This window comes from Cupriavidus sp. GW822-FHT03E04 (assembly GCF_058801495.1).
Genome location: NZ_JBXANI010000025.1, coordinates 17,657 through 42,923, shown reverse-complemented (window position 1 = coordinate 42,923; position 25,267 = coordinate 17,657). Strand labels below are relative to the sequence as shown.

The window sequence follows — 25,267 nt, the reverse complement described above, 5'->3', positions numbered from 1 at the left end:
TCGGCGGAGCCGGAGTACTTGAAGAAGAGACGCAGATGAAAAGAAATACACTCGATTTCTGGGTTGGGCTGTTTGTTGTGGCGGGTTTCGTGGCGCTGCTGTTCCTGGCGCTCAAGGCCGGCAACATGAGTGCCCTGTCGTTCCAGGACACCTACTCGGTGCAGGCGCGCTTCGATAATATCGGCGGCCTGAAGCCGCGCGCCCCGGTCAAGAGCGCCGGCGTGGTGGTGGGCCGCGTGGCGGATATCCGCTTCGACGACAAGACCTACCAGGCGACCGTGACGCTCAACCTGGAAAAGCGCTACCAGTTTCCCAAGGACACCTCGGCCAAGATCCTGACCTCGGGCTTGCTCGGGGAGCAGTACCTGGGCCTTGAGGCGGGCGGCGACACCGCCATGCTGGCTGAAGGCTCGCGCATCACCATGACGCAGTCGGCCGTGGTGCTGGAAAACCTGATCGGGCAGTTCCTGTATAACAAGGCCGCCGATGCCGGGGCGGGCGGCAACAATGCCGGCGGCGCTGCCGCTGGAGCCGCCAGCGGCGCGGCGGGGGTGGTGAAATGACCGGCAGGCGTGCTGCCGCGCGCTGGCGCGTGGGACGAAACTGCTTGCTGGCAGCATCGGTTGCATGGCTGGCGGCAGGTTGCGCCACTGGCCCGACCGCCAACCCGAAGGATCCTATCGAGCCCTTCAACCGGGAAGTCTTCAAGGTCAACGACGCCGTCGACAGGACCGTGCTGCGCCCGGTTGCCCAGGTGTACGCAGATTACGTTCCATCGCCGATCCGCACCGCGATCGACAACGCTTTCTCCAACGTCAGCGATGTCTACTCGGCCGTCAACAACCTGCTCCAGGGCAAGCCCACCCGCGCCGCGGAAGACACCATGCGCGTGGCCATCAACAGCGTGCTGGGCATCGGCGGGCTGATCGACATCGCCACGCCGGCGGGCTTGCCGAAGTACAAGGAAGACTTCGGCCAGACCTTGGGCGTATGGGGCGTGCCGGCCGGCCCGTACCTGGTGCTGCCGCTGTTCGGGCCGAGCACGGTGCGCGATACCGCTGGCATGCTGGTCGACCGCCAGATTGATCCGTCGGCGTATATCGATCCCGTGTGGCTGCGCAACTCGCTGTTCGGGGTGCGTGTCGTCAACACCCGGGCTTCGCTGCTTGGCGCCACGGGCCTGATCGAGATGGCGGCGCTCGACAAGTACGCCTTCATGCGCGATGCGTACCTGCAGCGCCGCGAGTACCAGATCTATGACGGCAACCCGCCGGAGAGCGACGATACCGTGCCGACCACCCCGCCGCCGGATGCCACGCAGGAAAACCAGGCGCTACCCACGCCGCCAGTGCAGATGCCCGGCAATATCGGCAATTTCCGTCTGCGCTGAGTGGGTTTTGCCGCGGCTCGTGTCGCCGCTGTGAGTGGTGCAACAAAGTATGAAAAAGTGGTGTCGGAAGCTCCGGCACCGCGAACTCCCAGGCCTTGCCCGAACTCCAACTCGGCGCATGACCATTGCCGGCCTTGGTGCCGGGACGCGCTAGGATGCCGTACCTCGGTGTCCCTGCGTTATCGAATTGATAAGGACGAAATATGCTGAAGCGACTGTTGCTGCCTTTTCTTACCGTGGTTGCCTTTTCCGGCGCCGCCCACGCCCAATCGCAGGATGCCAGCACGCCCGACGGGCTGGTCAAGGCCGTGGTCAGCGACGTGATGACTTCGGTCAAGGCGGACAAGGACATGCAGGCCGGGAACATCGGCAAGATCTCGGCGCTGGTGGAGCAGAAGATCCTGCCCAACGCGAATTTCCAGAAGACCACGCAGATCGCCATGGGCCGCAACTGGTCCAAGGCCACGCCCGAGCAGCAAAAGCAGATCACCGACGAGTTCAAGACCCTGCTGATCCGCACCTATTCGGGCGCCATCGCGCAGATTCGCGACCAGAGCGTGCAGTTCCGTCCGTACCGCGGCAGCCCGGACGATACCGATGCCACCATTCGCACCCAGGTCATCAACAAGGGCGAGCCGATCCAGCTCGATTACCGCCTCGAGAAGACCCCGCAAGGCTGGAAGGTCTACGACATCAACGTGCTGGGCGCCTGGCTGACCGAGGCCTACAAGGGTAGCTTCAACACCATCGTGGGCCAGCAGGGCGTGGACGGTGTGATCAAGACGCTGCAGGACCGCAACCGCCAGCTCGCCAACGCCAAGAACTGAGCCTGCGAGCCTGCCTGAGCGGCAGGCTCAGCATGGCTGGCCGAAGTGTTCTACAATGAGCACTCCCGCACCCGCGGGAGTGCTTTTTTCCAGACCCGCATCCCCGGACCGCTGCCAGATGCTTTCGCTCGACACCTCGCTGACCAACCGCAACGCCGCCGCCGTGCTGCGTGACGGGCTGGCACGCCTGGCCCAGGGCGAAGCCCAGGTGGACTGCGGCAAGCTGACCCAGGTCGACTCCGCTGCCGTCGCGGTGCTGCTGGCCTGGCAGCGCGATGCCGCCAGCCGCGGCCAGTCGCTCGTGTTCGTCGGCGTACCGGCCCAGCTGGCTGAGCTGGCCACGCTGTACGGCGTCGATTCCCTGCTGCAATTCGGCGCCCAGGCGGGTGCCACGGGCGCGCGGCGCACGCAAGACACCGTTTCCCACCGACATTGAACCGGCATCCGTGGCAAGCTGCTGATCTGCGCTTGCTACCGCGATGCCCGGGCGATGGCTCGCGCCACGCCTCGCGCTCAAAGCGGGACTGCTCCCGCATCCCCTATAATTCCGGGTTGTTCGACCGTTCCGGCATATAAGGCACGGACAAGACACGGTCGAAGCACCCAGGCGGTCCCCGCCATTTCAAGGAGGCCGGCGTGCGAGCCCACAAGAGCCCTACGCGCCTGCCAAACAGTATCCGGCCATGAAAGCCATCGAACTCAAAGACGTTCGCAAGCGCTACCGCAACCTGCAAGCGCTCAAGGGCGTCAGCTTCACCGTCGAGCGGGGCGAATTCTTCGGCCTGCTCGGCCCCAACGGTGCAGGCAAGACCACGCTGATCTCCATCCTGGCGGGCCTGAACCGTGCCGATTCCGGCAGCGTCAGCGTGCTCGGCCACGACGTGGTGTCCGATTACCGGCTGGCGCGGCGCATGTTGGGCGTGGTGCCGCAGGAACTGGTCTTCGATCCCTTCTTCACGGTGCGCGAGACGCTGCGCCTGCAGTCCGGCTACTTCGGCCTGACCCGCAATGACGACTGGATCGACGAGATCATGGCCAACCTCGATCTCACCAACAAGGCCGACGCCAACATGCGCCAGCTCTCCGGCGGCATGAAGCGCCGCGTGCTGGTGGCCCAGGCGCTGGTGCACCGGCCGCCGGTCATCGTGCTCGACGAGCCCACCGCCGGGGTTGACGTGGAGTTGCGCCAAACGCTGTGGAAGTTCATTTCACGCCTGAATCGCGAGGGCCACACCATCATCCTGACCACGCACTACCTGGAAGAGGCGGAGGCGCTGTGTGATCGCATCGCCATGCTCAAGTTCGGCGAGGTGGTGGCGCTGGACCGCACCAGCAACCTGCTGAGCCAGTTCGCCGGGCTGCAGCTGGCGCTGACATTTTCCCGTGGTACCTTGCCGGCCACGCTTGAGCCGCTGCGCATGCCTTCCTCCAATCCGGGCGAACGCGCGGTGCGGCTGCGGCTGTCGGGCTACCCGGCGGTGGAGCCGATCCTGGCCGCCTGCCGCGAGGCCGGCTGCGAAATCGAAGACATGGAAATCAACAAGGCAGACCTGGAGGACGTGTTCGTGCAGATCATGCGGCGCGAAGGTCACATGCCGGGCGCGTTGCCGGATACGGCGGTGGAGGCTGCAGCATGAAGATGCCAACCGAATTCGACGGCACGCAGGACGCCATCAACACCCACCTTGCGCCGATGGCGGTGGGAGGGCTGGTAGGCTTTCGCACGCTGCTCTACAAGGAAGTGCTGCGTTTCTGGAAGGTCAGCTTCCAGACCGTGGCGGCGCCGGTGCTCACCGCGATCCTGTACCTGTTGATCTTCGGCCACGTGCTTGAGAACCGCGTGAAGGTGTACGACCAGATCAGCTATACCGCTTTCCTGGTGCCGGGGCTGGTGATGATGAGCGTGCTGCAGAACGCCTTTGCCAATAGTTCGTCGTCGCTGATCCAGTCCAAAATCACCGGCAACCTGGTGTTCATCATGCTGCCGCCGCTGTCGCACTGGGAAATGTTCGGCGCCTATGTGGTGGCGTCCATCGTGCGCGGCCTGGCCGTGGGCCTGGGCGTGTTGCTGGTGACGGCCTGGTTCGCCAACCTGCATTTCGCCAACATCGCGTGGATCCTGGTGTTTGCCGTGCTGGGCGCGGCGATCCTTGGCACGCTGGGGCTGATCGCCGGGATCTGGGCCGAGAAATTCGACCAGCTTGCGGCCTTCCAGAACTTCCTGATCATGCCGGCCACCTTCTTGTCCGGCGTGTTTTATTCGATCCACTCGCTGCCTCCCTTCTGGCAAGCGGTGTCGCACGCCAATCCGTTCTTCTACATGATCGACGGCTTCCGCTATGGCTTCTTTGGCGTCTCCGACGTGGCGCCGGCCTTCAGCCTCGCAGTCGTGGGTACGGCTTTCGTGGTGCTTGCCACGGTCGCGCTGCAGCTGCTCAAGAGCGGCTACAAGCTGCGCCACTGAACGCTACCCACAAGAGCAGAACGCCAAGAGCCCATCTATCCAGATCCGGAACCGTAAGCGAATCAACGCGAAAAGACCATCATGCTGCCTACACCCCAACAAGTCAGTGACTACATCGCCCAAGGGCTGTCCTGCGAACACCTGGAAGTGGAGGGCGACGGCCAGCACTTCTTTGCCACCATCGTCAGCGCCCAGTTTGACGGCAAGCGCCTGATCCAGCGGCACCAGCAGGTCTATGCCGCGCTGGGCGACCGCATGCGCGCCGAGATCCACGCACTGTCGATGAAGACGCTGACGCCGGCCGAATGGCAGGCGCAGGCGGGCGAGGGAAAGCAGTAAGCTAAGCGCCGGAACAAGGCGGACTCGCACGAATAAATACGGACCAACAAGCTGGCCGCCCGACAGGCCGGACATGACAATCAGGGTCCGCGCCACTCGCGCGGCGGCCCACGGGTATCAGATGCTGCGGCGGCGCGCCTTGACGCACCGCCACGGACCGTAATGAAACATGCCGGACGCCAGCGGGCGGCCGGCCGGAATTGAAAGAACATGGACAAACTCGAGATCCAGGGCAATGGCCCGCTGCGAGGCGAGATCCGCGTATCCGGCGCCAAGAACGCCGCGCTGCCGATCCTGTGCGCGGGACTGCTTAGCGCCGACACCCTCTCGCTCGACAACGTTCCCAGGCTGCAGGACGTGGGTACCACGCTCAAGCTGCTGCGCCAGATGGGCATGAAGGCCGAGCAGGACGGCACGCGCGTGACGCTCAACGGCGCCGACGTCAACTCGCCCGAGGCTCCCTACGAGCTGGTCAAGACCATGCGCGCATCGATCCTGGTGCTGGGCCCGCTGGTGGCGCGCTTTGGCGAAGCGCGCGTGTCGTTGCCTGGCGGCTGCGCCATTGGCGCGCGCCCGGTCGACCAGCACATCAAGGGCCTGCAGGCCATGGGGGCCGAGATCAGCATCGAGCACGGCTTTATCCATGCCCGCGCCAAGCGCCTGAAGGGCGCGCGCGTGGTGACCGACATGATCACCGTGACCGGTACCGAAAACCTGCTGATGGCCGCCACGCTGGCCGACGGCGAGACCGTGCTCGAAAACGCCGCGCGTGAGCCCGAAGTGACCGACCTGGCCAACCTGCTGGTCAAGATGGGGGCCCGTATCGAGGGCATCGGCACTGACCGCCTGGTGATCCAGGGCGTGGATCGCCTGCATGGCGCCAGCCACGCCGTGATCGCCGACCGTATCGAGGCCGGCACCTTCCTGTGCGCGGCCGCCGCCACGCTGGGCGATGTGGTGCTGCGCGGCGTGTCGCCGCACATCCTGGACACGGTGCTCGACAAGCTGCGCGAAGCCGGCGCCGCCATCGAGGCCGGTGAAGACTGGATCCGCCTGACGATGGCCCAGCGCCCGCAGTCGGTGAGCTTCCGTACCTCCGAATACCCGGCCTTCCCGACCGACATGCAGGCGCAGTTCATGGCGCTGAACAGCGTGGCCGGCGGCGTGGCTCGCATTACCGAAACCATCTTCGAGAACCGCTTCATGCACGTGCAGGAGCTGAGCCGGCTGGGTGCCGACATCGCGGTCGAAGGCAATACCGCGGTGGTCACCGGCGTGCCCCGGCTGTCGGGCGCCAAGGTGATGGCGACCGACCTGCGCGCCTCCGCCAGCCTGGTGATCGCCGGCCTGGTGGCCGAGGGCGAGACCGTGATCGACCGCATCTATCACCTTGACCGTGGCTATGACCGCATGGAAGACAAGCTGTCGGCCGTGGGCGCCAAGATCCGCCGCATCGCCTGAGCGCACGAAAAGATAAAAGGACGCAGATGAGCCCCTCCCCGACCCAGTTGACGCTGGCCCTCTCCAAGGGCCGGATCTTCACCGAAACCATGCCGCTGCTCGAGGCGGCCGGCATCCATGTCACCGAGGATCCGGAAACCTCGCGCAAGCTGATCCTGCCCACCTCCGATCCGGACGTGCGCGTCATCATCGTGCGCGCCTCCGATGTGCCGACCTACGTGCAATACGGCGCGGCCGACTTCGGCGTGGCTGGCAAGGACGTGCTGATGGAACACGGCATGGCCGGGCTCTACGCACCGATCGACCTGAATATCGCCAAGTGCCGCATGTCGGTTGCAACCTCGGCCGGCTTCGACTACGCCAGCGCGGTGCGCCAGGGCGCGCGGCTGGCCGTGGCCACCAAATATGTGCAGACCGCGCGCGAGCACTTCGCCAAGAAGGGCGTGCACGTGGACCTGATCAAGCTGTATGGCTCGATGGAACTCGGGCCGCTGGTGGGACTGGCCGACGCCATTGTCGACCTGGTCAGCACCGGCGGGACCTTGCGCGCCAACAACCTGGTCGAAGTGGAAGAGATCGTGCAGATATCGTCGCGCCTGGTGGTCAACCAGGCTGCCCTCAAACTCAAGCGTGAGCGGCTTGCCCCGATTCTCGACGCGTTTGAACGGGCCTCCGCCGCGCTGGCCTGACGCCGCGCGAGAGAGAGCCTGGGGAATGGAGTCATGAACGAAAATTCTATGGAAAACCTCGCAATCCGCCGGCTGGATTCAACCGAGCAGGGCTTTGCCGCCGAGTTGCGCAAGGTACTGGCGTTCGAAGCCGGAGAAGACGACGCCATCGATCGCGCCGTGGCGCAGATCCTTGCCGATGTGAAGGCGCGCGGCGACGCCGCGGTACTGGAGTACACGCAGCGCTTCGATCGTGTGGAAGCCAGCTCCATGGCCGCGCTGGAGATCTCGCCGGCCAAGCTCGAAGCCGCGCTCGACGAGCTCGAGCCCAAGCGCCGCGCCGCGCTGGAAACCGCGGCGGCGCGCGTGCGCGCCTACCACGAGAAGCAGAAGATCGAGTGCGGCAGCCACAGCTGGGAATACACCGAGTCCGACGGCACCGTGCTGGGACAAAAGGTGACCCCGCTGGACCGCGTCGGCATCTATGTGCCGGGCGGCAAGGCGGCGTATCCGTCGTCCGTGCTGATGAACGCCATCCCAGCACGCGTGGCCGGCGTCAAGGAAGTCATCATGGTCGTGCCCACGCCGGGCGGTGTGCGCAACGAGCTGGTGCTGGCCGCGGCGCAGATCGCCGGCGTGGACCGCGTGTTTACCATCGGCGGCGCGCAGGCGGTTGGCGCGCTGGCTTACGGCACGGGCTCGCTGCCCCAGGTCGACAAGATCGTCGGCCCGGGCAACGCCTACGTGGCGGCGGCCAAGCGCCGCGTGTTCGGCACCGTCGGCATCGACATGATCGCCGGCCCGTCCGAGATCCTGGTGATCTGCGACGGCACCACCGATCCGGACTGGGTGGCGATGGACCTGTTCTCGCAGGCCGAGCACGATGAGCTCGCGCAATCCATCCTGCTGTGCCCCGACTCGAACTACCTGGCCCAGGTGGAAGAAAGCATCCACCGCCAGCTTGACTCCATGCCGCGCCGCGACGTCATCCGTGCCTCGCTGTCCGGGCGCGGCGCGCTGATCCGGGTACGCGACATGGACGAGGCCTGCGAGATCGCCAACGCGATCGCGCCGGAGCACCTGGAGATTTCCGCCGAGAACCCGCGCCACTGGGCCGAGAAGATCCGCCACGCCGGCGCCATCTTCCTGGGCCGCTATACCAGCGAGTCGCTGGGCGACTATTGTGCGGGGCCCAACCACGTGCTGCCGACCTCGCGCACCGCGCGTTTCTCGTCGCCGCTGGGCGTGTACGACTTCCAGAAACGCTCCAGCCTGATCGAAGTGAGCGAGCAGGGCGCCCAGATGCTGGGCCAGATCGCCGCCGAGCTGGCCTATGGCGAGGGATTGCAGGCCCACGCCCGCAGCGCCGAGTATCGCCTCAGGCGTAACTGAGGCACAGCGGCCGGGTTCCGGTTTTTTCGGCGCCCGGCCGGATTGCAGCAATCAGCACCGACAACCACCGACCAAAGAGGTAATCCAATGTCCGTAGTGCAGCCTTCCCTGATCGAACGCATCATCCGTGACGACGTACGCGCCATGGGCGCCTACCATGTGCCGGATTCGCACGGTCTGGTGAAGCTGGACGCGATGGAGAATCCCTATCAGCTGCCCGACGCGCTGCGCGCAGAGCTGGCCGCGCGGCTGGCCGAGGTGGCGCTGAACCGTTATCCGGTGCCAAGCAGCGAAGTGCTGCGCGCGCGCCTGAAAACGGTCATGGACGTGCCCGCGGGCATGGACGTGCTGCTGGGCAACGGCTCGGACGAGATCATCAGCATGTTGTCGCTGGCCGCCGCCAGGCCGGGCGCCAAGGTGCTGGCACCGGTACCGGGCTTCGTCATGTACGCCATGTCCGCCCAGTTTGCCGGGCTGGAATTCGTCGGCGTGCCGCTCAAGGCGGATTTCACGCTAGACCGGGCGGCCATGCTCGCGGCCATGGCCGAGCACCAGCCTGCCATCATTTACCTGGCCTACCCCAACAATCCCACCGGCAACCTGTTCGATGCGGATGACATGGAAGCCATCGTGCGCGCCGCCCAGGGCGAGACCTGCCAGAGCCTGGTGGTGGTCGACGAGGCCTACCAGCCATTCGCCCAGGACACCTGGATGCCGCGCCTGGCCGAGTTCGGCAACCTGCTGGTGATGCGCACCGTGTCCAAGCTGGGCCTGGCCGGCATCCGGCTGGGTTACCTGGCCGGTGCGCCGGCCTGGCTCGCGCAGATCGACAAGGTGCGCCCGCCGTACAACGTCAATGTGCTGACCGAGGCCACCGCGCTGTTCGTGCTGGAGCATGTCGACGTGCTGGACCAGCAGGCTGCGCAACTGCGCGCCGAGCGCGCCACCGTGGCCAGCGCCCTGGCCGCCTTGCCGGGCGTGACGGTCTACCCGAGCGCCGCCAATTTCCTGCTGGTGCGCGTCGACGATTCCGCCCGTGTGTTCGACGGGGTGCTCGCGCGCAAGGTTTTGATCAAGAACGTGGGTAAAATGCACCCATTGCTGGCCAACTGTCTGCGCGTCACGGTCAGCACTCCCGAAGAGAACGCGCAATTTCTCGCTGCCTTCCAGGCGGCGTTGCAGGATTAACACCATGCGTGTTGCAGAGGTCACCCGCAATACTTCGGAAACGCAAATTCGCGTTTCGCTGAATCTCGATGGCACCGGCCGCCAGAAACTGGCGTCGGGCGTGCCGTTCCTCGACCACATGCTGGACCAGATCGCGCGCCATGGCATGTTCGACCTGGAGGTCGAAGCCAGCGGCGACACCCATATCGATGACCACCACACGGTGGAAGACGTCGGCATCGCGCTCGGCCAGGCCGTTGCCAAGGCCATTGGCGACAAGAAGGGCATCACCCGCTACGGCCACAGCTATGTGCCGCTGGACGAATGCCTGTCGCGCGTCGTGATCGACTTCTCCGGCCGCCCGGGCCTGGAGTTCCATGTGCCGTTTACCCGCGCGCGGGTGGGCAGCTTCGATGTGGACCTGACCATCGAGTTCTTCCGCGGGTTCGTCAATCATGCCGCGGTGACGCTGCATATCGACAACCTGCGCGGCATCAATGCCCATCATCAATGCGAAACCGTGTTCAAGGCCTTCGGCCGCGCGCTGCGCATGGCGGTGGAAATGGATCCGCGCGCCGGCAACACGATTCCGTCGACCAAGGGCACCCTCGTCGGCTGAGCCTTAGCGGCGTCCACCAGCCTCGCATGGCGGCGCGTTCTGCGCCGCCGGCGGCAAATTTCCGATCAATGTGGTGCCGATGCGGCACCAACGCGGCATTAGCGCGACATTAGCCCAACCCGATGGATACGCTTAAGTCGTTCATCTCGCTGCTGGCGCTGATCAACCCGATCGGGGCCATTCCGTTCTTCATCAGCCTGACCACCCAGCAGACCGAGGAAGAAAAGCGGCATACCATCAAGATTGCGTCGATCTCGGTGGCGACGGTAGTGGGTATTTCCGCCTTGCTGGGCCAGCAGATCATTGAGTTCTTCAATATCTCGGTGGCTTCGCTCCAGGTGGGCGGTGGCCTCATCATGATCATGATGGCGATGAACATGCTGAACGCCCAGACCAGCCGCACCAAGGCGACGCCCGAGGAAGAGGACGAGGCGGAAGCCAAGGCCAGCATCGCGGTGGTGCCGCTGGCGCTGCCCTTGCTGACCGGGCCCGGCTCGATCAGCACGGTGATCGTCTATGCCGGCAAGACCCAGCATTGGTACCAATTGCTGATTCTGGTCGGAATCGGGATCGCGCTGGGCGCAGTGGTATATATAGTATTCCGCGCCGCGGACCCGATCGCGCGCGTGATCGGCCGCACTGGCATCAATATCGGTACGCGCCTGATGGGACTGATCCTATCGGCGCTGGCCGTGGAATTCATTGTGGACGGGCTTAAGACATTGTTGCCTGTTTTGAAATCATGACTACCATAGCAATTGTGGATTACGGCATGGGCAACCTGCGCTCGGTGGCGCAGGCCCTGCGTGCGGCGGCGCCCGAGGCGGACGTACAGGTGGTGGACCAGCCCGAGGCGATCCGCGCGGCGGACCGCGTGGTGCTGCCCGGCCAGGGGGCGATGCCAGACTGCATGGGCGCGCTGGGCGCGTCCGGCTTGCAGCAGGCGGTGATTGAGGCCGCCGCCAGCAAGCCGATGCTGGGCGTGTGCGTTGGCGAACAGATGCTGTTCGACTTCAGCAAGGAAAGTAGGACGCAGGACGGCAGCACGCCTTGCCTGGGGCTGTTGCCCGGCGAGGTGATCCGCTTCGAGCTGGAAGGCATGACCCAGCCGGACGGCTCACGCTACAAGGTGCCGCAGATGGGCTGGAACCGGGTGCGGCAGGCACGCTCCCATCCGCTGTGGGCTGGCATCCCCGATGAAAGCTGGTTCTATTTCGTGCATAGTTACTACGTGCATGCGCAGGATCCGGCGCATATTGCCGGCGAAACCGACTACGGTGTCTTATTTACGAGCGCGGTAGCGCGCGATAATATTTTTGCCACGCAGTTCCACCCGGAAAAGAGCGCCGCCATGGGCTTGCAGCTGTACCGGAACTTCGTGCATTGGAATCCCTGAACCTCGATAGCGGCTTTTTCGGGACCGAGTTGGCCGGCCACGGTGGCTAGCTCAATTTTCTCTTTCACTCAATCACGCTCGTCACACTTATGTTGCTCATTCCGGCCATCGACCTGAAGGACGGTCAATGTGTACGCCTTAAACAAGGCGACATGGACCAGGCCACCGTCTTTTCCGAAGATCCCGCCGCCATGGCACGTCACTGGGTGGAGCAGGGCGCACGGCGCCTGCACCTGGTCGACCTCAATGGTGCGTTCGTGGGCAAGCCCCGCAATGAAGCTGCCATCAAGGCCATCATCGCCGAGGTGGGCGATGAGATCCCGATCCAGCTCGGCGGCGGCATCCGCGACCTGAACACCATCGAGCGCTGGCTCGACGGCGGCCTGTCGTACGTGATCATCGGCACGGCCGCGGTCAAGAATCCCGGGTTCCTCAAGGATGCCTGCACGGCGTTCGGCGGCCATATCATCGTCGGCCTGGACGCCCGCGAAGGCAAGGTTGCCACCGACGGCTGGAGCAAGCTGACCGGCCACGAAGTCGCCGACCTCGCGCGCAAGTACGAGGACTACGGCGTGGAAGCCATCATCTACACCGACATCGGCCGCGACGGCATGCTGCAGGGCATCAATATCGATGCCACCGTCAAGCTGGCGCAGTCGGCGACGATTCCGGTGATCGCCAGCGGCGGGCTGTCCAACCTGGCCGATATCGAACGCCTGTGCAGCGTGCAAAAGGATGGTGTCGAAGGCGTCATCTGCGGCCGCGCGATCTATTCGGGCGACCTCAATTTCGCCGAAGCCCAGGCGCTTGCCGACAAGCTCGGCGCCGAGCAGTAAGACAACGCGCCTCGCGCGCGACAATTGCAGCCACCGGCGCCACGCATGCGCGCAGCGCCGTGGCGGGCAAGGAATCTCATGCTAGCCAAACGTATCATCCCCTGCCTCGACGTGACCAACGGGCGGGTGGTCAAGGGTGTCAACTTCGTCGAATTGCGCGACGCGGGCGACCCGGTCGAGATCGCCCGCCGTTACGACGAGCAGGGTGCCGATGAAATCACTTTTCTTGATATCACCGCGACCAGCGACGGCCGCGACCTGATCCTGCACATCATCGAGGCGGTGGCCTCCCAGGTCTTCATCCCGCTGACGGTAGGTGGCGGCGTGCGGGCCGTGGAAGACGTGCGGCGCCTGCTCAATGCCGGCGCTGACAAGATCAGCGTCAACTCCTCGGCCATCGCCAACCCGCAGCTGGTGTCGGACGCCACCGCGCGCTACGGGTCGCAGTGCATCGTGGTCGCGATCGACGCCAAGCGCAGCTCCGCGCCCGGCGAGCCGGCGCGCTGGGAAGTCTTCACCCACGGCGGGCGCAAGGCCACCGGCCTGGACGCCGTGGCCTGGGCGCGCGAGATGGCCGCGCGCGGCGCCGGCGAGCTGCTGCTCACCAGCATGGACCGCGACGGCACCAAGAGCGGGTTCGACCTTGAACTTACGCGGGCTGTCAGCGACGCGGTGTCCGTGCCGGTCATCGCCTCGGGTGGCGTGGGCGGCCTGAAGGACCTGGCCGACGGCATCAAGCTGGGGCACGCCGACGCGGTGCTGGCCGCCAGCATCTTCCACTACGGCGAGCACACCGTTGGCGAAGCAAAGGCATTCATGGCCCGCGAGGGCATTCCGGTGCGAATCTGAACACGGCGAACCGACATGGCAAAGAAGTGGCTCAACAAGGTTAAGTGGGACGACAACGGCCTGGTGCCGGTGATCGTCCAGGAAGTCGGCTCGAACGACGTGCTGATGTTCGCGTTCATGAACCGCGAAGCGCTGCAGCGCACCGCGGAGATCGGCGAGGCCGTGTTCTGGTCGCGCTCGCGCAAGCGCCTGTGGCACAAGGGCGAGGAATCCGGCCACGTACAGAAGGTGCACGAGATGCGCCTGGATTGCGACGAAGACGTGGTCCTGCTCAAGGTCACCCAGAACGACGGCATCGCTTGCCACACCGGGCGCCACTCCTGCTTTTTCCAGAAGTTCGAGGGCGACGCCGAGAGCGGTGACTGGCAGACCGTCGAGCCTGTGCTCAAGGATCCGTCCACTATCTACGCGGCCAAGCCATGAGCGAACAACATTTGAGTAGCGCGGACGTGCTGGCCCGCCTGGCCACCGTGCTGGAGTCGCGCAAGCCGGAGAACGGCGGAGACCCTGACAAGTCTTACGTGGCACGCCTGTTCCACAAGGGTGACGACGCCATCCTGAAGAAGATCGGCGAGGAAGCCACCGAGACCGTGATGGCCGCCAAGGATGCGCGCGCTGCCGGCCTGGGTCCGGAGGCGGTCGGCAAGGTGGTGTACGAGGTGGCCGATCTCTGGTTCCACAGCATGGTGCTGCTCGCCCGTTTCGGCCTGAAGCCGGCCGACGTGGTCAACGAGCTGGCTCGCCGCGAAGGCCTGTCCGGCCTTGAGGAAAAAGCCCAGCGCAAGGCCGACGGCAGTTGAATAGCCACGCCGGCCCGCCGGCAACCCGCAACTACGAGCCGCTTTGAGGAGCAACGACGATGGGGGATGTGATCACCGCTGACAACGACCGGCTCGCTAGCCTGCGCAAGCTGACGCACATTCTTTATGCCCTGTACGCCATTTTCTGGCTGACCGGCGGCATCACCGCGCTGATCGCCATCGTGGTCGGGTACGTCAAGCGCGACGACACCCGGGGCACCCTCTACGCCTCCCACTTTGCCTGGCAGATCCGCTCCTTCTGGTGGTCGGTGGCGTGGGCCATTCTGGGCGGCGTGCTGTTTGCCACGGTGTTCCTGATACCGCTGGCCTTTGCGGCATGGGGCGTGCTGTCCCTGTGGATGTTGTATCGTATCGTCAAGGGCTGGCTCTACCTGAATGACAGCAAGCCGATGTACCCGGATCAGCGTTTCTGATGCTTCTGACGGGATCCCGGCGGGTTCCCGGCGAAATCGCAGCCTGATTTGCTGCGCGCAATGAAATTTTCATGAATTCACCGCACAATTGCCTCTTCTGCAGGATCGTGGCCGGCCAGCTACCGTCGCGCAAGGTGTATGAAGATGACGAAATGCTGGCTTTCCATGATATCCACCCGAAAGCCCCGGTACACTTCCTGCTCATTCCCAAGGTGCATGTCGATTCGCTGGCCGATTGCGGACCCGGCGAAGGCGCGGTGCTTGCTAAAATGATGTTGAAAGTGCCGGAGTTGGCGCGCGCGGCAGGCTGTGGCAATGGTTTCCGGACGGTGATCAATACCGGCCCGGATGGCGGACAGGAGGTGTACCACCTCCATCTGCACGTGCTTGGCGGCCCGCGCAACCAGTGGAAGGTGCCGCTGCCTTAAAGCCGGCTTCAAGCCAGCCTGGCAGCCAGCCCATGCAGGACCGCGGGCCGCGTGGCCTTCGGTCAGATGCCGTGCCGGCAACCGTCGCCCGGCATGGCCTTCAGTGACGGAACAACAAGCCGGGGTGGCAAGGCGCCGCCCCAGGCTTCATCAGGAGCAGAAAATGGGTTCGTTTAGCATTTGGCACTGGCTCATCGTGCTGGTGATCGTCATGCTGGTCTTTGGCACCAAGAAGCTGCGCAATATCGGCCAGGATCTCGGTGGCGCCGTGAAGGGCTTCAAGGACGGCATGAAGGATGCCAACGGGAACCCCGCTGACGCGCCGGACGCGCCGGCCAAGGAACTGCGCGACACCACCACCATCGACGTCGAAGCCAAGGAAAAGTCGCGCCAGCAGTAAGCGCGATCCCACCCTTGTCAGCACGCCCGATGTCTCTCCTCCTGGCAGCAATGCCTTGCCGGCCACGTTCGCTTCGCCACGCTTGCCTGCGTGACGACCTGCGCGCTGGCCGGGGCGGCCATTGTTACGGCCTCATCCTCCCGAACCTCGCATGATCGATCTCGGCATTTCCAAGCTTGCACTGATCGGCGCCGTGGCGCTGGTGGTGATCGGTCCCGAGCGGCTGCCGAAGGTGGCGCGCACGGTCGGCGCACTGGTCGGCCGCGCGCAGCGCTATATCAATGACGTGAAGGCAGAAGTCAGCCGCGAGGTCGAGCTCGACGAACTGCGCAAGATGCGCACGGAGTTCGAGGATGCCGCGCGCGATGTCGAGCGCACCATCCACAAGGAAGTGCACGAGCACGGCCAGGCCCTGAACGATGCACTGACCGGCACTGACTCAAGCACGCAGGCAGGGGCAAGCCCGGCCAGTGGCTATGTGCCTTCCTGGGACACGGCGCACAAGCCCCACAACGGCCGCAAGAGCTGGCGCGTCAAGCAAGGCGCGCAGCCCCTGTGGTACAAGCGCCAGCACAATGTACGCGTGTGGGCGCAGTCCGGCGCCGCGCGCGTCAAGCGCCACCGTCCCGCCACCGGTCCCGCTCGCTCTTTCTTCGAGTGAGCATGAAGGGGCTTGTCCACACGCCGGTAACCGGCCGGCCACCGCTGTCGTGCGTTCCGACTTGCGCGCCGTGCCGTTGTATCGCCACCGATTCCTCGATGCCAGCCATCCCGGCTGAGCGGTCCACGCCATGAGCGACTCTCGTTCCCAAGATCCCCAAGACCCGCAAGACGATGGTCCGCAGGAAACCTTCATCTCTCACCTGGTGGAGTTGCGCTCGCGTATCGTCAAGGCCGCGTCAGGCGTGATCCTGGTGTTCGTCAGCCTGGTCTACTGGGCGCCGAACATTTACAACCTGTTTGCCAGGCCGTTGATGGAGTCGCTGCCCAAGGGCGGCAGGATGATCGTCACCGACGTCACCGGCTCCTTTTTTGTGCCGATGAAGGTGACGCTGCTGGTCGCCTTCCTGATAGCGCTGCCCTGGGTGCTCTACCAGATATGGCAGTTCGTCGCGCCCGGCTTGTACCAGCATGAGAAGCGATTGATCGTGCCGCTGGTGAGCAGCAGCTACATCCTGTTTATCTGCGGCGTGGCGTTTGCCTATTTCCTCGTGTTTCCCACGGTGTTCCATTTCATGGCGCACTACAACGCGCCGCTGGGGGCCGAGATGTCGACCGACATCGACAAATACCTCAGCTTCGCCATGACCATGTTCCTGGCCTTTGGCATTACCTTCGAGGTGCCGGTGGTCGTGATCGTGCTAGTGCGTTTCGGTGTGGTCGAACTGGAGAAGCTCAAGCAGATTCGCCCCTATGTGATCGTCGGCGCCTTCGTGATTGCCGCCGTGGTGACGCCGCCCGATGTACTGTCCCAGCTGTTGCTGGCGGTGCCTTTGATTGCGCTCTATGAACTGGGGCTGATCATGGCGCGATTCACCACAAAGCCCGTTGCGACCGACGCTGCAGCCAGCGAAGCCCAGCCAGATTGACGGCCGGGCAGAATGGCGAGAACAAGGCTTGGTGTCGTAACTTTTGCACCAAAATGGTGAAAAACGTCACCTATGCTGTTGCGACATCACAACAAAATGTGTCCGTAACCATGGTTAACGATGAAAAAGCCTTCTAGCGGCCGGGGGCGCTGACCCATAATACGCATCAGACGTGAAGGTAAATGCGTCGCCCAAGCACTTGGGCAAGCCAAGATTTCCCAATCAGTTGACAAGGAAAGTGTCGATATGAAGATGAAACTGTTTGCAGCCGCTGTAGCTGCCCTGGCCGCTGGTGGTGCGTATGCCCAATCGAGCGTGACCCTGTACGGCGTGGTTGACGCTGGTATTGAATACACCAACAAGAACCAAAGCTCTACCGGCAACCACAACCTGTTTGCCTTGCAGTCGGGCAACCAGTCCGGTTCGCGTTGGGGCCTGCGTGGCGTCGAAGATCTGGGCGGCGGTCTGAAGGGCATTTTTGTCCTGGAAAGCGGCTTCAACGTTGACAACGGTACGATGGGTCAAGGCAACCGCCTGTTTGGCCGTAACGCCTACGTCGGTCTGCAGAACCAGTACGGCACCCTGACCCTGGGCCGTCAGCAGACCACGTTCTATGACTTCGGCCTGCTGTATGATCCGATGGCCATTTCGACCCGTTACTCGATCACCGCAACGGCTCCGGAATACGCTTTCCGTGCTGACAATGCGGTCAAGTACACCGGCACGTTCGGTGGCCTGACCACTTCGGCCTTCTACAGCTTCAACAGCAACAACCAAGAGGTTGCTGGTAACTTCACCAACGGCCGCGAGTACGGCTTCCTGGCAAGCTACGCCGCAGGCCCGTTCTCGGTTGGTGCTGCTTATGACCAGTCGAACAAATCGTCGGCAGGTGTTCTCACCGACAATCAGCTGATCCGTCGCGCTACCATCGCTGGTACCTACGCTTTCGGTCCGGCCAAGCTCTACGCTGGTTACCGTTATGCCAAGGCTTTCAACAACGCGACCCTGCCGGGTGCTGCTGGCGCGCAGAACACCGCATCGAACCTGGGTTGGGTTGGTCTGGGCTACCAGCTGACCCCGGCTCTGTCGCTGTCGGGCTCGGCTTACTACCAGAACCTGCGTAACGCCAAGGCTAACCCGTGGCAGTTCGTGACGACCGCCGACTACGCGCTGTCGAAGCGCACCGACGTGTACGCTACGGCTACGTACATCCTGAACAAGGGTGCTAACTCGGCTCTGAGCGTGAATGGTTTCAACGACCAAATCACGTCTGGCCCGCTCGTCCAAACTGGTGGCAACCAGTTCGGCGGCGTGGTTGGTGTTCGCCACAAGTTCTAATTTAGCGCAGGCGTAAGCCTGCTCTAGATTGGCTTGAATCCAAAACGCCGGCATCCGCAAGGATGCCGGCGTTTTGTTATATGCGGCCGATGGCCGCTACGCAATGGCGATCGTGGCGCTCGTATGACATGGGGCTCCCAGGTCGCGACGCAGTATGGTCTCAGCCCGCGATCTGCGGTGTTGCCATCCGTCCCGCCGCCACGGATCCCCGCAGGGGGAGGGCGGCTGTGGCCTTGCGCCGTCAGCGGGCGCGGCATTGATGTCAGCCCGAGGCCGTCATGGCGGTCATCCCTCTCGCCGGCTGTTCCTTGTCCCCGTTCCTTATCCCCAGTTCCCAGTTGACCGTCCAGGCCCGGCAGGGCGCCGAACCGTGCCACGAGAGCGCCTCGCGCAGCACCGGGTACGCACGTGCCGGGTCCCAAGCCGGCAGGTATCTCACCAACAACAAAAACCCCGCCACAAGGGGCGGGGTTTGGTGAAGCAGGGCGCTATTCAGGGGTTCTGGCTACTCTTCCTCATCCAGTGGCAGCGCCCGGCGCGGCGGCGGTGGCCGCTTGCCGATCATCACCGTCAGTTCGGTTGGCTTGCCACGACGCACGACCTTCATCTTGGCCTCGGCGCCTGGCTTGAGCTGGGCGATGGCGTTGAGCAGGGCGGTGGTGTCGGTAATGCTCAGTCCATCCACCGAGACCAGCACGTCGCCCGGCTTCACGCCGGCCTTGTCAGCCGGCCCGCCCTGGACCACGGCCGCGATCAGTGCGCCCTCCTTGGCTTCGAGCCCAAAGGACTCCGCGATCTCCGGCGTCATGTCCTGCGGCTCCACGCCGATCCAGCCGCGTGTCACCGAGCCGGTGGAGATGATCGACTCCATCACTTGCTTGGCCGTGGACACCGGAATGGCGAAGCCGATACCCAGCGAGCCGCCGGAGCGCGAATAGATAGCCGTGTTGACGCCCAGCAGGTTGCCCTGCGCGTCGACCAGCGCGCCGCCGGAGTTGCCCGGGTTGATCGCTGCGTCGGTCTGGATGAAGTTCTCGAAGGTATTGATGCCCAGGTGGCTGCGGCCCAGCGCCGAGACAATGCCCATGGTGACGGTCTGGCCGACGCCGAAGGGGTTGCCGATGGCCAGCACCACGTCGCCTACCTTGACGTTCTCGATTCGCCCCAGCGTGATCGCCGGCAGGTCCTTGAGCGTGATCTTGAGCACGGCCAGGTCGGTTTCTGGGTCCGAGCCCACGACCTTGGCGTTGGCCTTGCGGCCATCGGTCAGGGCGACCTCGATTTCGTCGGCGCCGTCCACCACGTGGTGGTTGGTTAGAATGTAGCCTTCCGCGCTGACGATGACGCCCGAGCCAAGGCTGGAGACCGGCTCCTGGCGCTCCGGCAGGCGATCGCCAAAGAAGAAGCGGAACCAGGGGTCTTCTGCCTGCGGATTGGGCGTTTGCTTATTACCGTTCTTGCTGGTGAAGATGTTGACCACCGCCGGCATCGCCTGTTGGGCCGCCTCGCTGTAGGAGCCCGGCGCGGAGGAGCCGGCCACATTGGGGACGACTTCCTTCAGCGCAACGATGGGCGAACCGGATTGCACGGCCACCCGGCCGCGCTGCAGCCATTCGGGTTTGAGTGTGGCCACAACGAACCACACTGCCAGCACAACGGTGACAGCCTGAGCAAAGAACAGCCAAAAGCGGCGCAACATATTGGATTTTGGGCAGGATATGAAAACAAAAGATCTTGAATTGTACTTGAACGACCTGCTTCAAGTACCTCGATACAAAGACTATTGCCCGAACGGATGGCAAGTGCAAGGCCGCCCCGAGGTAGAGCACATCGCCACCGGCGTAACCGCGAGCCTGGCCCTGGTCGAAGCCGCCATCGAGGCTGGCGCCGATGCCATCCTGGTCCATCACGGCTACTTCTGGAAAAACGAAGATGCCCGCGTGATCGGGCAAAAGCACGCGCGTTTGAAGCGGTTGCTAGGCGCCGACGTGAACCTGCTCGCCTATCACCTGCCGCTCGACGACCATCCCGAGTTCGGCAACAACGCCCAGCTGGGCTTGCAGCTCGGCTTCACCCCAACCGGGCGCTTTGGAGACGGCCAGCTTGGCTGGACCGGCACCTTGCCACAATCCATGCCGCTCGCCGCGCTGGCCGCCCATGTGGGTGGCGTGCTCAACCGCGAGCCGCTTGCCATCGGCGACCCTGGGCAGATGATCCGCACCGTGGGCTGGTGCACCGGCGGCGCCCAGGGCTACTTCGACGCGGCGGTGGCAGCCGGCGTGGATGCCTACCTGAGCGGCGAGGTCTCGGAGCAGACCACCCATCTGGCGCGCGAGAGCGGCGTGGCCTACCTGGCGGCGGGGCATCACGCCACCGAGCGCTATGGCATCCAGTCGCTAGGCGAACACCTGGCGCAGCAATTCGGCCTGCGCCATACCTTTATCGATATTCCCAACCCGGTTTGATTCCGGGCCGATGCCGCGAGGCGGGTGTGGTGGCTGGCCGCGCCCGGCATTGCCTCAGGGCTGGCGTGCCTTCAGGCTGTCGCGGATCTCGCGCAGCAGCACCACGTCCTCGGGCGTGGCGGCCGGTGCTGGCGCCGGTTCGGCGGCACGCATCTTCATGATGGCGCGCACCATCATGAAGATGATGAAAGCCAGAATGATGAAATTGACCAGAATAGTCAGGAAATTCCCATAGGCAAATACGGGAACGCCGGCTTTCTTTAGGGCGTCTAGCGTGTGCGGCACGCCCGCCGGCGGCTCGGATAGCACCACGAAAAGGTTAGAGAAGTCGAGTTTGCCAATAATGCGGCCCACCACCGGCATGATCAGGTCATTCACCACGGAATCGACAATCTTGCCAAACGCGGCGCCGATAATCACACCGACTGCCAGGTCGACCACATTGCCCCGCATTGCGAAGGCCTTGAACTCCGACATCATCCCCATGCTTTTCTCCCAGTGTTGCTTTCGTTGAACGGTCGTCAGGATAAAAGCCTGCCCCATCACCGCCTGTAACGCAAGCGTACAGGCCACATCGCCCTTTTTGTGGCCGATTATCGTACGTCGCGCAATCACCGTGCGCCTTTCAATGCCACATGTGCCTAAGGTACAATTTACGGTTGACGCAAAATCTAATTTGACATCCCCTGGGGTTTGGAATGAGTGACCAGCAAAACGTGAAGAACGTGGATAAGGGTCGCCGCAATTGGTTGATTGCGACGTCAGTCGCTGGCGGCATCGGAGGCGTGGCGGTAGCGGTTCCGTTCGTCAGTACGTTTGCGCCGTCAGAGAAGGCAAAGGCCGCCGGAGCCCCGGTAGAAGCCGACATCAGCGCCCTCAAATCGGGCGAGATGATGACCGTTGAATGGCGCGGCAAACCAGTCTGGATCCTGAAGCGCACCGAGGAAATGCTCGCGTCGCTGAAGAAAACCGATGCCGAAGTCGCCGACCCCAACTCGGACGTTCCCTTCACCATGAAGACGCCTGAGTACTGCAAGAACGAAACCCGTTCCCGCGCAGAACACAAAGATCTGCTGGTCGTGGTGGGCATCTGCTCCCACCTGGGCTGCTCGCCCTCCGGCCCCTTTGGCTCCGGCTCCAATCCCCAGCTCGGCTCCGATCCCGGTTTCCTCTGCCCCTGCCACGGCTCGACGTTCGACCTCGCTGGCCGCGTGTTCAAGAACAAGCCGGCTCCGCAAAACCTCGACGTACCCCCGTACCAGTTCCTGTCCGACACCAAGATCGTGATCGGCAAGGATGAAAAAGGAGACGCTTGACCATGGCGGCCGAAAAACAAGTAAAGACGACCGGCCTGCTTGGCTGGATCGACGCACGCTTCCCCGCAACCCAACTTTGGGAAGATCATCTTTCCAAGTACTACGCACCGAAGAACTTCAACTTCTGGTACTTCTTCGGCTCGCTCGCCCTGCTGGTGCTAGTCATCCAGATCGTCACCGGCATCTTCCTGGTGATGAACTACAAGCCGGACGGCACGCTCAACGCCGCCGGCATTCCCGTGGCTTACGCCAGCGTGGAGTACATCATGCGCGAGGTGCCCTGGGGCTGGCTGGTGCGCTACATGCACTCCACCGGCGCCTCGGCCTTCTTCGTGGTGGTGTACCTGCATATGTTCCGTGGCCTGCTGTACGGTTCGTACCGCAAGCCGCGTGAGCTGGTCTGGGTCTTCGGCTGCCTGATCTTCCTGTGCCTGATGGCAGAGGCCTTCATGGGCTACCTGTTGCCCTGGGGCCAGATGTCGTACTGGGGCGCCCAGGTGATCGTGAACCTGTTCTCGGCCATCCCCGTGATCGGCGGCGACCTGTCGCTGTTCATCCGCGGCGACTACGTCGTGAGCGACGCGACCCTGAACCGCTTCTTCTCCTTCCACGTCATCGCCGTGCCGCTGGTGCTGCTGGGCCTGGTGGTCGCGCACATCATCGCGCTGCACGAAGTGGGCTCGAACAACCCGGACGGCGTCGAGATCAAGGCCAAGAAGGACGAGAACGGCGTGCCGCTGGACGGCATCCCCTTCCATCCGTACTACTCGGTGCACGACCTGATGGGCGTGGGCGGCTTCCTGATGATCTTCTCCGCTGTGATCTTCTTCTTCCCGGAGATGGGCGGTTATTTCCTGGAGTCGAACAACTTCGTCCCGGCCGATCCGCTCAAGACCCCGCCGCACATCGCGCCGGTCTGGTACTTCACGCCGTTCTACTCGATGCTGCGTGCCACCACCTCGAACTTCCTGCCGATCCTGTGGGTGTTCTTCGCGGTGCTGCTTGGCCTGGTGTTCCTGCGTAGCAAGGACGCGCGCATCAAGGTTGGCGCGCTTGCCATCGCCGTGATCCTGGCCGTGGGCTTCTACTTCATCGACGCCAAGTTCTGGGGCGTGCTGGTGATGGGCGGCTCGGTCGTGATCCTGTTCTTCCTGCCGTGGCTGGACCACTCGCCGGTGAAATCGATCCGCTATCGCCCGTCCTTCCACAAGAGCATTCTCGTCGTGTTCGTGGTGGTGTTTATCGTGCTGGGCTACCTTGGCGTACAGCCTCCGTCGCCGGTGGGTGAAAAGGTGTCGCAGCTGGGAACCCTGCTGTACTTCGCCTTCTTCCTGACCATGCCGCTGTGGAGCCGAGTCGGCCAGTTCAAGCAAGTGCCGGAACGTGTCACGTTCCACCCGCACTGAGCCCGGACTTACCCCGACAAGAGCACAAGGACAAAAGATGAAAAAGCTGCTTTCGATTCTCGCGCTGGCCGGCGCCTGCTTTGCCGCCGCGCCCGCCATGGCCAACGAAGGGGGCTACCCCCTCGAGCCGGCGCCCGTGCAAACGAGCGATCTTTCCTCGCTGCAGCGCGGCGCCAAGCTGTTCGTCAACTACTGCCTGAACTGCCACGGCGCATCCATGATGCGGTACAACCGCCTCAAGGATATCGGCCTGACCGACGACCAAATCCGCCAGAACCTGCTGTTCTCCGGCGAGAAGGTGGGCGACATGATGACCATCGCCATGCCGCCGAAGGATGCCAAGGCTTTCTTTGGCGCCACGCCGCCGGACCTGTCGGTGATCGCCCGCGCCCGCGGCGACGACTGGCTGTACACCTACCTGCGTACCTTCTACCGTGACGACAACCGCGCCACGGGCTGGAACAACCTGGTGTTCCCGAGCGTCGGCATGCCGCACGTGCTGTGGGAGCTGCAAGGCCAGCGCGCCGCCAAGTTCGTCGAGGTGGAAGAGCACGGCGAGAAGGTGCACAAGTTCGCCGGCTTCGAGCAGATCACCCCGGGCAAGATGAGCACGCTCGAGTACGACCAGGCCACGAGCGACCTGGTTGGCTTCCTGGACTGGATGGCGGAACCCGCGCAGAACCAGCGCAAGCGCCTGGGCGTCTGGGTGCTGATGTTCCTCGGTGTGTTCACCGTCTTCGCCTGGCGCCTGAACGCTTCGTACTGGAAAGACATCAAGTAAAGCGCGATAAAACCCCGGAAGGCCCGCGGGTCTGATGGGGAGAGGGCTGGGGCGGGTGTTGTGCAGAGCAACCCCGCGCCAGCCCTTTTGCTTTCTAGGCTGCAGGCGCAATGCCAGATAAATGTGCGTCAATGCCGACTTTAATGCGCATCGAATGCACTTGGATGTGCTTCATGAATCTCTAATTTGCTTTCTCTATATCGGTTCTGCCAGAATACCGATCCAGTCAATCGACCCCGCATCAAAGGAATCCAACCATGATGGTGTTGTATTCGGGCACCACCTGCCCGTTCTCCCAACGTTGCCGCCTCGTCCTGTTCGAAAAGGGCATGGATTTCGAGATCCGTGACGTCGACCTGTTCAACAAGCCGGAAGACATTTCGGTGATGAACCCCTACGGCCAGGTGCCCATCCTGGTCGAGCGCGACCTGATCCTGTACGAGTCGAACATCATCAACGAGTACATCGACGAGCGCTTCCCGCACCCGCAGCTGATGCCGGCTGACCCGGTGCAGCGCGCCCGCGCTCGCCTGTTCCTGTTCAACTTCGAAAAGGAACTCTTCACGCACGTCTACGCCCTCGAAAATGAAAAGGGCAAGGCCGCCGAGAAGAACCACGAGCGCGCCCGCTCCGCCATCCGCGACCGCCTGACCCAGCTCGCGCCGATTTTCGTCAAGAACAAGTACATGCTTGGCGAAGAGTTCTCGATGCTCGACGTTGCCATCGCCCCGCTGCTGTGGCGCCTGGACCACTACGGCATCGAACTGTCGAAGAACGCTGCGCCGCTGCTCAAGTACGCCGAACGCATCTTCAGCCGCCCGGCCTACATCGAAGCGCTCACCCCGTCTGAAAAGGTGATGCGCCGCTAAACCGGCTTTGGTCCGACGCGGCAAGCTCGCGTC

31 protein-coding genes are annotated in these 25,267 nt (G+C 63.6%); 29 read left to right on the top strand and 2 right to left on the bottom strand.

Going from position 1 to position 25,267, the window contains the following annotated elements; genetic code table 11:
• The first annotated feature begins 35 nt into the window (after positions 1–35).
• The 24 genes from mlaD (at position 36) to AC1RQC_RS30550 (ending at position 18,397) form a co-directional block, all read left to right on the top strand.
• Positions 36–563: an outer membrane lipid asymmetry maintenance protein MlaD gene (gene mlaD / locus AC1RQC_RS30665; protein WP_043352390.1), complete on the top strand. Its 528-nt coding sequence runs from the start codon at positions 36–38 to the stop codon at positions 561–563.
• Positions 560–1,390, top strand: a complete 831-nt coding sequence (locus AC1RQC_RS30660) for an MlaA family lipoprotein (RefSeq protein ID WP_492373461.1) — start codon at positions 560–562, stop codon at positions 1,388–1,390. Before mlaD ends, AC1RQC_RS30660 begins: the two co-directional genes overlap by 4 nt.
• A gap of 203 nt (positions 1,391–1,593) precedes the next feature.
• Complete coding sequence (locus tag AC1RQC_RS30655) at positions 1,594–2,217, top strand: MlaC/ttg2D family ABC transporter substrate-binding protein (protein ID WP_150985713.1); 624 nt, start codon at positions 1,594–1,596, stop codon at positions 2,215–2,217.
• Positions 2,218–2,272: 55 nt separating this feature from the next.
• Positions 2,273–2,653 carry an STAS domain-containing protein gene (locus AC1RQC_RS30650; RefSeq protein WP_492885565.1) on the top strand — a complete coding sequence of 127 codons (381 nt, stop codon included), beginning with the start codon at positions 2,273–2,275 and terminating at the stop codon, positions 2,651–2,653.
• A 247-nt stretch (positions 2,654–2,900) separates the two neighbouring features.
• Complete coding sequence (locus AC1RQC_RS30645) at positions 2,901–3,854, top strand: ABC transporter ATP-binding protein (RefSeq protein WP_150985711.1); 954 nt, start codon at positions 2,901–2,903, stop codon at positions 3,852–3,854.
• A gap of 56 nt (positions 3,855–3,910) precedes the next feature.
• Complete coding sequence (locus AC1RQC_RS30640) at positions 3,911–4,681, top strand: ABC transporter permease (RefSeq protein ID WP_416050396.1); 771 nt, start codon at positions 3,911–3,913, stop codon at positions 4,679–4,681.
• 81 nt (positions 4,682–4,762) lie between these two features.
• Complete coding sequence (locus AC1RQC_RS30635; protein WP_043352389.1) at positions 4,763–5,020, top strand: BolA family protein; 258 nt, start codon at positions 4,763–4,765, stop codon at positions 5,018–5,020.
• Positions 5,021–5,230: 210 nt separating this feature from the next.
• Complete coding sequence (gene murA / locus AC1RQC_RS30630; RefSeq protein ID WP_492373463.1) at positions 5,231–6,481, top strand: UDP-N-acetylglucosamine 1-carboxyvinyltransferase; 1,251 nt, start codon at positions 5,231–5,233, stop codon at positions 6,479–6,481.
• A gap of 26 nt (positions 6,482–6,507) precedes the next feature.
• Positions 6,508–7,170, top strand: coding sequence for an ATP phosphoribosyltransferase (gene hisG, locus AC1RQC_RS30625; protein ID WP_150985708.1), 663 nt, complete (start codon positions 6,508–6,510; stop codon positions 7,168–7,170).
• Positions 7,171–7,203: 33 nt separating this feature from the next.
• Positions 7,204–8,541, top strand: a complete 1,338-nt coding sequence (hisD, locus tag AC1RQC_RS30620; RefSeq protein WP_174424915.1) for a histidinol dehydrogenase — start codon at positions 7,204–7,206, stop codon at positions 8,539–8,541.
• 87 nt (positions 8,542–8,628) lie between these two features.
• The gene (hisC, locus tag AC1RQC_RS30615) at positions 8,629–9,729 is read left to right on the top strand and encodes a histidinol-phosphate transaminase (protein WP_492373464.1); all 1,101 of its coding nucleotides are present in this window, start codon (positions 8,629–8,631) and stop codon (positions 9,727–9,729) included.
• A gap of 4 nt (positions 9,730–9,733) precedes the next feature.
• Positions 9,734–10,327 (top strand): imidazoleglycerol-phosphate dehydratase HisB, encoded by a 594-nt coding sequence (hisB, locus tag AC1RQC_RS30610; RefSeq protein WP_006159655.1) that lies wholly within the window; start codon positions 9,734–9,736, stop codon positions 10,325–10,327.
• Between the two features lie 122 nt (positions 10,328–10,449).
• A complete protein-coding gene (locus AC1RQC_RS30605) occupies positions 10,450–11,073 on the top strand; it encodes a YchE family NAAT transporter (RefSeq protein WP_043350221.1) in 624 nt (207 codons plus the stop codon).
• Positions 11,070–11,723, top strand: coding sequence for an imidazole glycerol phosphate synthase subunit HisH (gene hisH / locus AC1RQC_RS30600; protein WP_492373465.1), 654 nt, complete (start codon positions 11,070–11,072; stop codon positions 11,721–11,723). The genes AC1RQC_RS30605 and hisH overlap by 4 nt, the downstream gene beginning before the upstream one ends.
• Positions 11,724–11,812: 89 nt before the next feature.
• Positions 11,813–12,559 carry a 1-(5-phosphoribosyl)-5-[(5-phosphoribosylamino)methylideneamino]imidazole-4-carboxamide isomerase gene (gene hisA, locus AC1RQC_RS30595; protein ID WP_006159658.1) on the top strand — a complete coding sequence of 249 codons (747 nt, stop codon included), beginning with the start codon at positions 11,813–11,815 and terminating at the stop codon, positions 12,557–12,559.
• A 78-nt stretch (positions 12,560–12,637) separates the two neighbouring features.
• On the top strand, positions 12,638–13,408 hold the full coding sequence (gene hisF / locus AC1RQC_RS30590) for an imidazole glycerol phosphate synthase subunit HisF (protein WP_174424913.1): 771 nt from the start codon (positions 12,638–12,640) through the stop codon (positions 13,406–13,408).
• Between the two features lie 15 nt (positions 13,409–13,423).
• Complete coding sequence (gene hisI / locus AC1RQC_RS30585) at positions 13,424–13,831, top strand: phosphoribosyl-AMP cyclohydrolase (protein ID WP_043350207.1); 408 nt, start codon at positions 13,424–13,426, stop codon at positions 13,829–13,831.
• Positions 13,828–14,208, top strand: coding sequence for a phosphoribosyl-ATP diphosphatase (locus AC1RQC_RS30580; protein ID WP_492373466.1), 381 nt, complete (start codon positions 13,828–13,830; stop codon positions 14,206–14,208). The genes hisI and AC1RQC_RS30580 overlap by 4 nt, the downstream gene beginning before the upstream one ends.
• Positions 14,209–14,267: 59 nt before the next feature.
• Positions 14,268–14,642: a DUF4870 family protein gene (locus AC1RQC_RS30575; protein WP_174424912.1), complete on the top strand. Its 375-nt coding sequence runs from the start codon at positions 14,268–14,270 to the stop codon at positions 14,640–14,642.
• A gap of 71 nt (positions 14,643–14,713) precedes the next feature.
• Positions 14,714–15,070, top strand: coding sequence for a histidine triad nucleotide-binding protein (locus AC1RQC_RS30570; protein WP_174424911.1), 357 nt, complete (start codon positions 14,714–14,716; stop codon positions 15,068–15,070).
• Between the two features lie 163 nt (positions 15,071–15,233).
• On the top strand, positions 15,234–15,470 hold the full coding sequence (tatA, locus tag AC1RQC_RS30565; RefSeq protein WP_043350196.1) for a Sec-independent protein translocase subunit TatA: 237 nt from the start codon (positions 15,234–15,236) through the stop codon (positions 15,468–15,470).
• 151 nt (positions 15,471–15,621) lie between these two features.
• Positions 15,622–16,131, top strand: a complete 510-nt coding sequence (gene tatB / locus AC1RQC_RS30560; protein ID WP_253931150.1) for a Sec-independent protein translocase protein TatB — start codon at positions 15,622–15,624, stop codon at positions 16,129–16,131.
• A gap of 130 nt (positions 16,132–16,261) precedes the next feature.
• Positions 16,262–17,059, top strand: coding sequence for a twin-arginine translocase subunit TatC (gene tatC, locus AC1RQC_RS30555; protein ID WP_492373468.1), 798 nt, complete (start codon positions 16,262–16,264; stop codon positions 17,057–17,059).
• Between the two features lie 246 nt (positions 17,060–17,305).
• A complete protein-coding gene (locus AC1RQC_RS30550) occupies positions 17,306–18,397 on the top strand; it encodes a porin (RefSeq protein ID WP_492830502.1) in 1,092 nt (363 codons plus the stop codon).
• Between the two features lie 505 nt (positions 18,398–18,902).
• On the opposite strand, the gene AC1RQC_RS30545 is transcribed toward AC1RQC_RS30550, so the two are convergent.
• Positions 18,903–20,096 (bottom strand): Do family serine endopeptidase, encoded by a 1,194-nt coding sequence (locus AC1RQC_RS30545; protein ID WP_492373470.1) that lies wholly within the window; start codon positions 20,094–20,096, stop codon positions 18,903–18,905.
• Positions 20,097–20,115: 19 nt separating this feature from the next.
• Here AC1RQC_RS30545 and AC1RQC_RS30540 point away from each other — a divergent pair, with 19 nt between their 5' ends.
• Entirely contained in the window at positions 20,116–20,862 is a 747-nt protein-coding gene (locus AC1RQC_RS30540) for a Nif3-like dinuclear metal center hexameric protein (RefSeq protein WP_492373471.1), read from the top strand.
• Positions 20,863–20,916: 54 nt separating this feature from the next.
• Here the strand turns inward: AC1RQC_RS30540 and mscL are convergent, their stop codons facing one another.
• Positions 20,917–21,348, bottom strand: a complete 432-nt coding sequence (gene mscL, locus AC1RQC_RS30535; RefSeq protein WP_441637936.1) for a large conductance mechanosensitive channel protein MscL — start codon at positions 21,346–21,348, stop codon at positions 20,917–20,919.
• Positions 21,349–21,560: 212 nt separating this feature from the next.
• Between mscL and petA the strand changes: the two genes are divergently transcribed.
• The 4 genes from petA to AC1RQC_RS30515 all read left to right on the top strand — a co-directional run bounded on the left by petA (position 21,561) and on the right by AC1RQC_RS30515 (position 25,234).
• Positions 21,561–22,178 carry a ubiquinol-cytochrome c reductase iron-sulfur subunit gene (petA, locus tag AC1RQC_RS30530; RefSeq protein WP_267604528.1) on the top strand — a complete coding sequence of 206 codons (618 nt, stop codon included), beginning with the start codon at positions 21,561–21,563 and terminating at the stop codon, positions 22,176–22,178.
• 2 nt (positions 22,179–22,180) lie between these two features.
• Positions 22,181–23,584 (top strand): cytochrome b, encoded by a 1,404-nt coding sequence (locus AC1RQC_RS30525; protein WP_441637817.1) that lies wholly within the window; start codon positions 22,181–22,183, stop codon positions 23,582–23,584.
• Between the two features lie 37 nt (positions 23,585–23,621).
• Positions 23,622–24,365 (top strand): cytochrome c1, encoded by a 744-nt coding sequence (locus tag AC1RQC_RS30520; protein ID WP_492373472.1) that lies wholly within the window; start codon positions 23,622–23,624, stop codon positions 24,363–24,365.
• A 257-nt stretch (positions 24,366–24,622) separates the two neighbouring features.
• Positions 24,623–25,234 (top strand): glutathione S-transferase N-terminal domain-containing protein, encoded by a 612-nt coding sequence (locus AC1RQC_RS30515; RefSeq protein WP_006159674.1) that lies wholly within the window; start codon positions 24,623–24,625, stop codon positions 25,232–25,234.
• The last annotated feature ends 33 nt before the right edge of the window (positions 25,235–25,267 follow it).

Coding starts and splice junctions, on each gene's coding strand:
- mlaD (WP_043352390.1), top strand. CDS start 36: ATGAAAAGAAATACACTCGATTTCTGGGTTGGGCTGTTTGTTGTGGCG.
- AC1RQC_RS30660 (WP_492373461.1), top strand. CDS start 560: ATGACCGGCAGGCGTGCTGCCGCGCGCTGGCGCGTGGGACGAAACTGC.
- AC1RQC_RS30655 (WP_150985713.1), top strand. CDS start 1,594: ATGCTGAAGCGACTGTTGCTGCCTTTTCTTACCGTGGTTGCCTTTTCC.
- AC1RQC_RS30650 (WP_492885565.1), top strand. CDS start 2,273: ATGAGCACTCCCGCACCCGCGGGAGTGCTTTTTTCCAGACCCGCATCC.
- AC1RQC_RS30645 (WP_150985711.1), top strand. CDS start 2,901: ATGAAAGCCATCGAACTCAAAGACGTTCGCAAGCGCTACCGCAACCTG.
- AC1RQC_RS30640 (WP_416050396.1), top strand. CDS start 3,911: ATGGCGGTGGGAGGGCTGGTAGGCTTTCGCACGCTGCTCTACAAGGAA.
- AC1RQC_RS30635 (WP_043352389.1), top strand. CDS start 4,763: ATGCTGCCTACACCCCAACAAGTCAGTGACTACATCGCCCAAGGGCTG.
- murA (WP_492373463.1), top strand. CDS start 5,231: ATGGACAAACTCGAGATCCAGGGCAATGGCCCGCTGCGAGGCGAGATC.
- hisG (WP_150985708.1), top strand. CDS start 6,508: ATGAGCCCCTCCCCGACCCAGTTGACGCTGGCCCTCTCCAAGGGCCGG.
- hisD (WP_174424915.1), top strand. CDS start 7,204: ATGAACGAAAATTCTATGGAAAACCTCGCAATCCGCCGGCTGGATTCA.
- hisC (WP_492373464.1), top strand. CDS start 8,629: ATGTCCGTAGTGCAGCCTTCCCTGATCGAACGCATCATCCGTGACGAC.
- hisB (WP_006159655.1), top strand. CDS start 9,734: ATGCGTGTTGCAGAGGTCACCCGCAATACTTCGGAAACGCAAATTCGC.
- AC1RQC_RS30605 (WP_043350221.1), top strand. CDS start 10,450: ATGGATACGCTTAAGTCGTTCATCTCGCTGCTGGCGCTGATCAACCCG.
- hisH (WP_492373465.1), top strand. CDS start 11,070: ATGACTACCATAGCAATTGTGGATTACGGCATGGGCAACCTGCGCTCG.
- hisA (WP_006159658.1), top strand. CDS start 11,813: ATGTTGCTCATTCCGGCCATCGACCTGAAGGACGGTCAATGTGTACGC.
- hisF (WP_174424913.1), top strand. CDS start 12,638: ATGCTAGCCAAACGTATCATCCCCTGCCTCGACGTGACCAACGGGCGG.
- hisI (WP_043350207.1), top strand. CDS start 13,424: ATGGCAAAGAAGTGGCTCAACAAGGTTAAGTGGGACGACAACGGCCTG.
- AC1RQC_RS30580 (WP_492373466.1), top strand. CDS start 13,828: ATGAGCGAACAACATTTGAGTAGCGCGGACGTGCTGGCCCGCCTGGCC.
- AC1RQC_RS30575 (WP_174424912.1), top strand. CDS start 14,268: ATGGGGGATGTGATCACCGCTGACAACGACCGGCTCGCTAGCCTGCGC.
- AC1RQC_RS30570 (WP_174424911.1), top strand. CDS start 14,714: ATGAATTCACCGCACAATTGCCTCTTCTGCAGGATCGTGGCCGGCCAG.
- tatA (WP_043350196.1), top strand. CDS start 15,234: ATGGGTTCGTTTAGCATTTGGCACTGGCTCATCGTGCTGGTGATCGTC.
- tatB (WP_253931150.1), top strand. CDS start 15,622: ATGATCGATCTCGGCATTTCCAAGCTTGCACTGATCGGCGCCGTGGCG.
- tatC (WP_492373468.1), top strand. CDS start 16,262: ATGAGCGACTCTCGTTCCCAAGATCCCCAAGACCCGCAAGACGATGGT.
- AC1RQC_RS30550 (WP_492830502.1), top strand. CDS start 17,306: ATGAAGATGAAACTGTTTGCAGCCGCTGTAGCTGCCCTGGCCGCTGGT.
- AC1RQC_RS30545 (WP_492373470.1), bottom strand. CDS start 20,096: ATGTTGCGCCGCTTTTGGCTGTTCTTTGCTCAGGCTGTCACCGTTGTG.
- AC1RQC_RS30540 (WP_492373471.1), top strand. CDS start 20,116: ATGAAAACAAAAGATCTTGAATTGTACTTGAACGACCTGCTTCAAGTA.
- mscL (WP_441637936.1), bottom strand. CDS start 21,348: ATGGGGATGATGTCGGAGTTCAAGGCCTTCGCAATGCGGGGCAATGTG.
- petA (WP_267604528.1), top strand. CDS start 21,561: ATGAGTGACCAGCAAAACGTGAAGAACGTGGATAAGGGTCGCCGCAAT.
- AC1RQC_RS30525 (WP_441637817.1), top strand. CDS start 22,181: ATGGCGGCCGAAAAACAAGTAAAGACGACCGGCCTGCTTGGCTGGATC.
- AC1RQC_RS30520 (WP_492373472.1), top strand. CDS start 23,622: ATGAAAAAGCTGCTTTCGATTCTCGCGCTGGCCGGCGCCTGCTTTGCC.
- AC1RQC_RS30515 (WP_006159674.1), top strand. CDS start 24,623: ATGATGGTGTTGTATTCGGGCACCACCTGCCCGTTCTCCCAACGTTGC.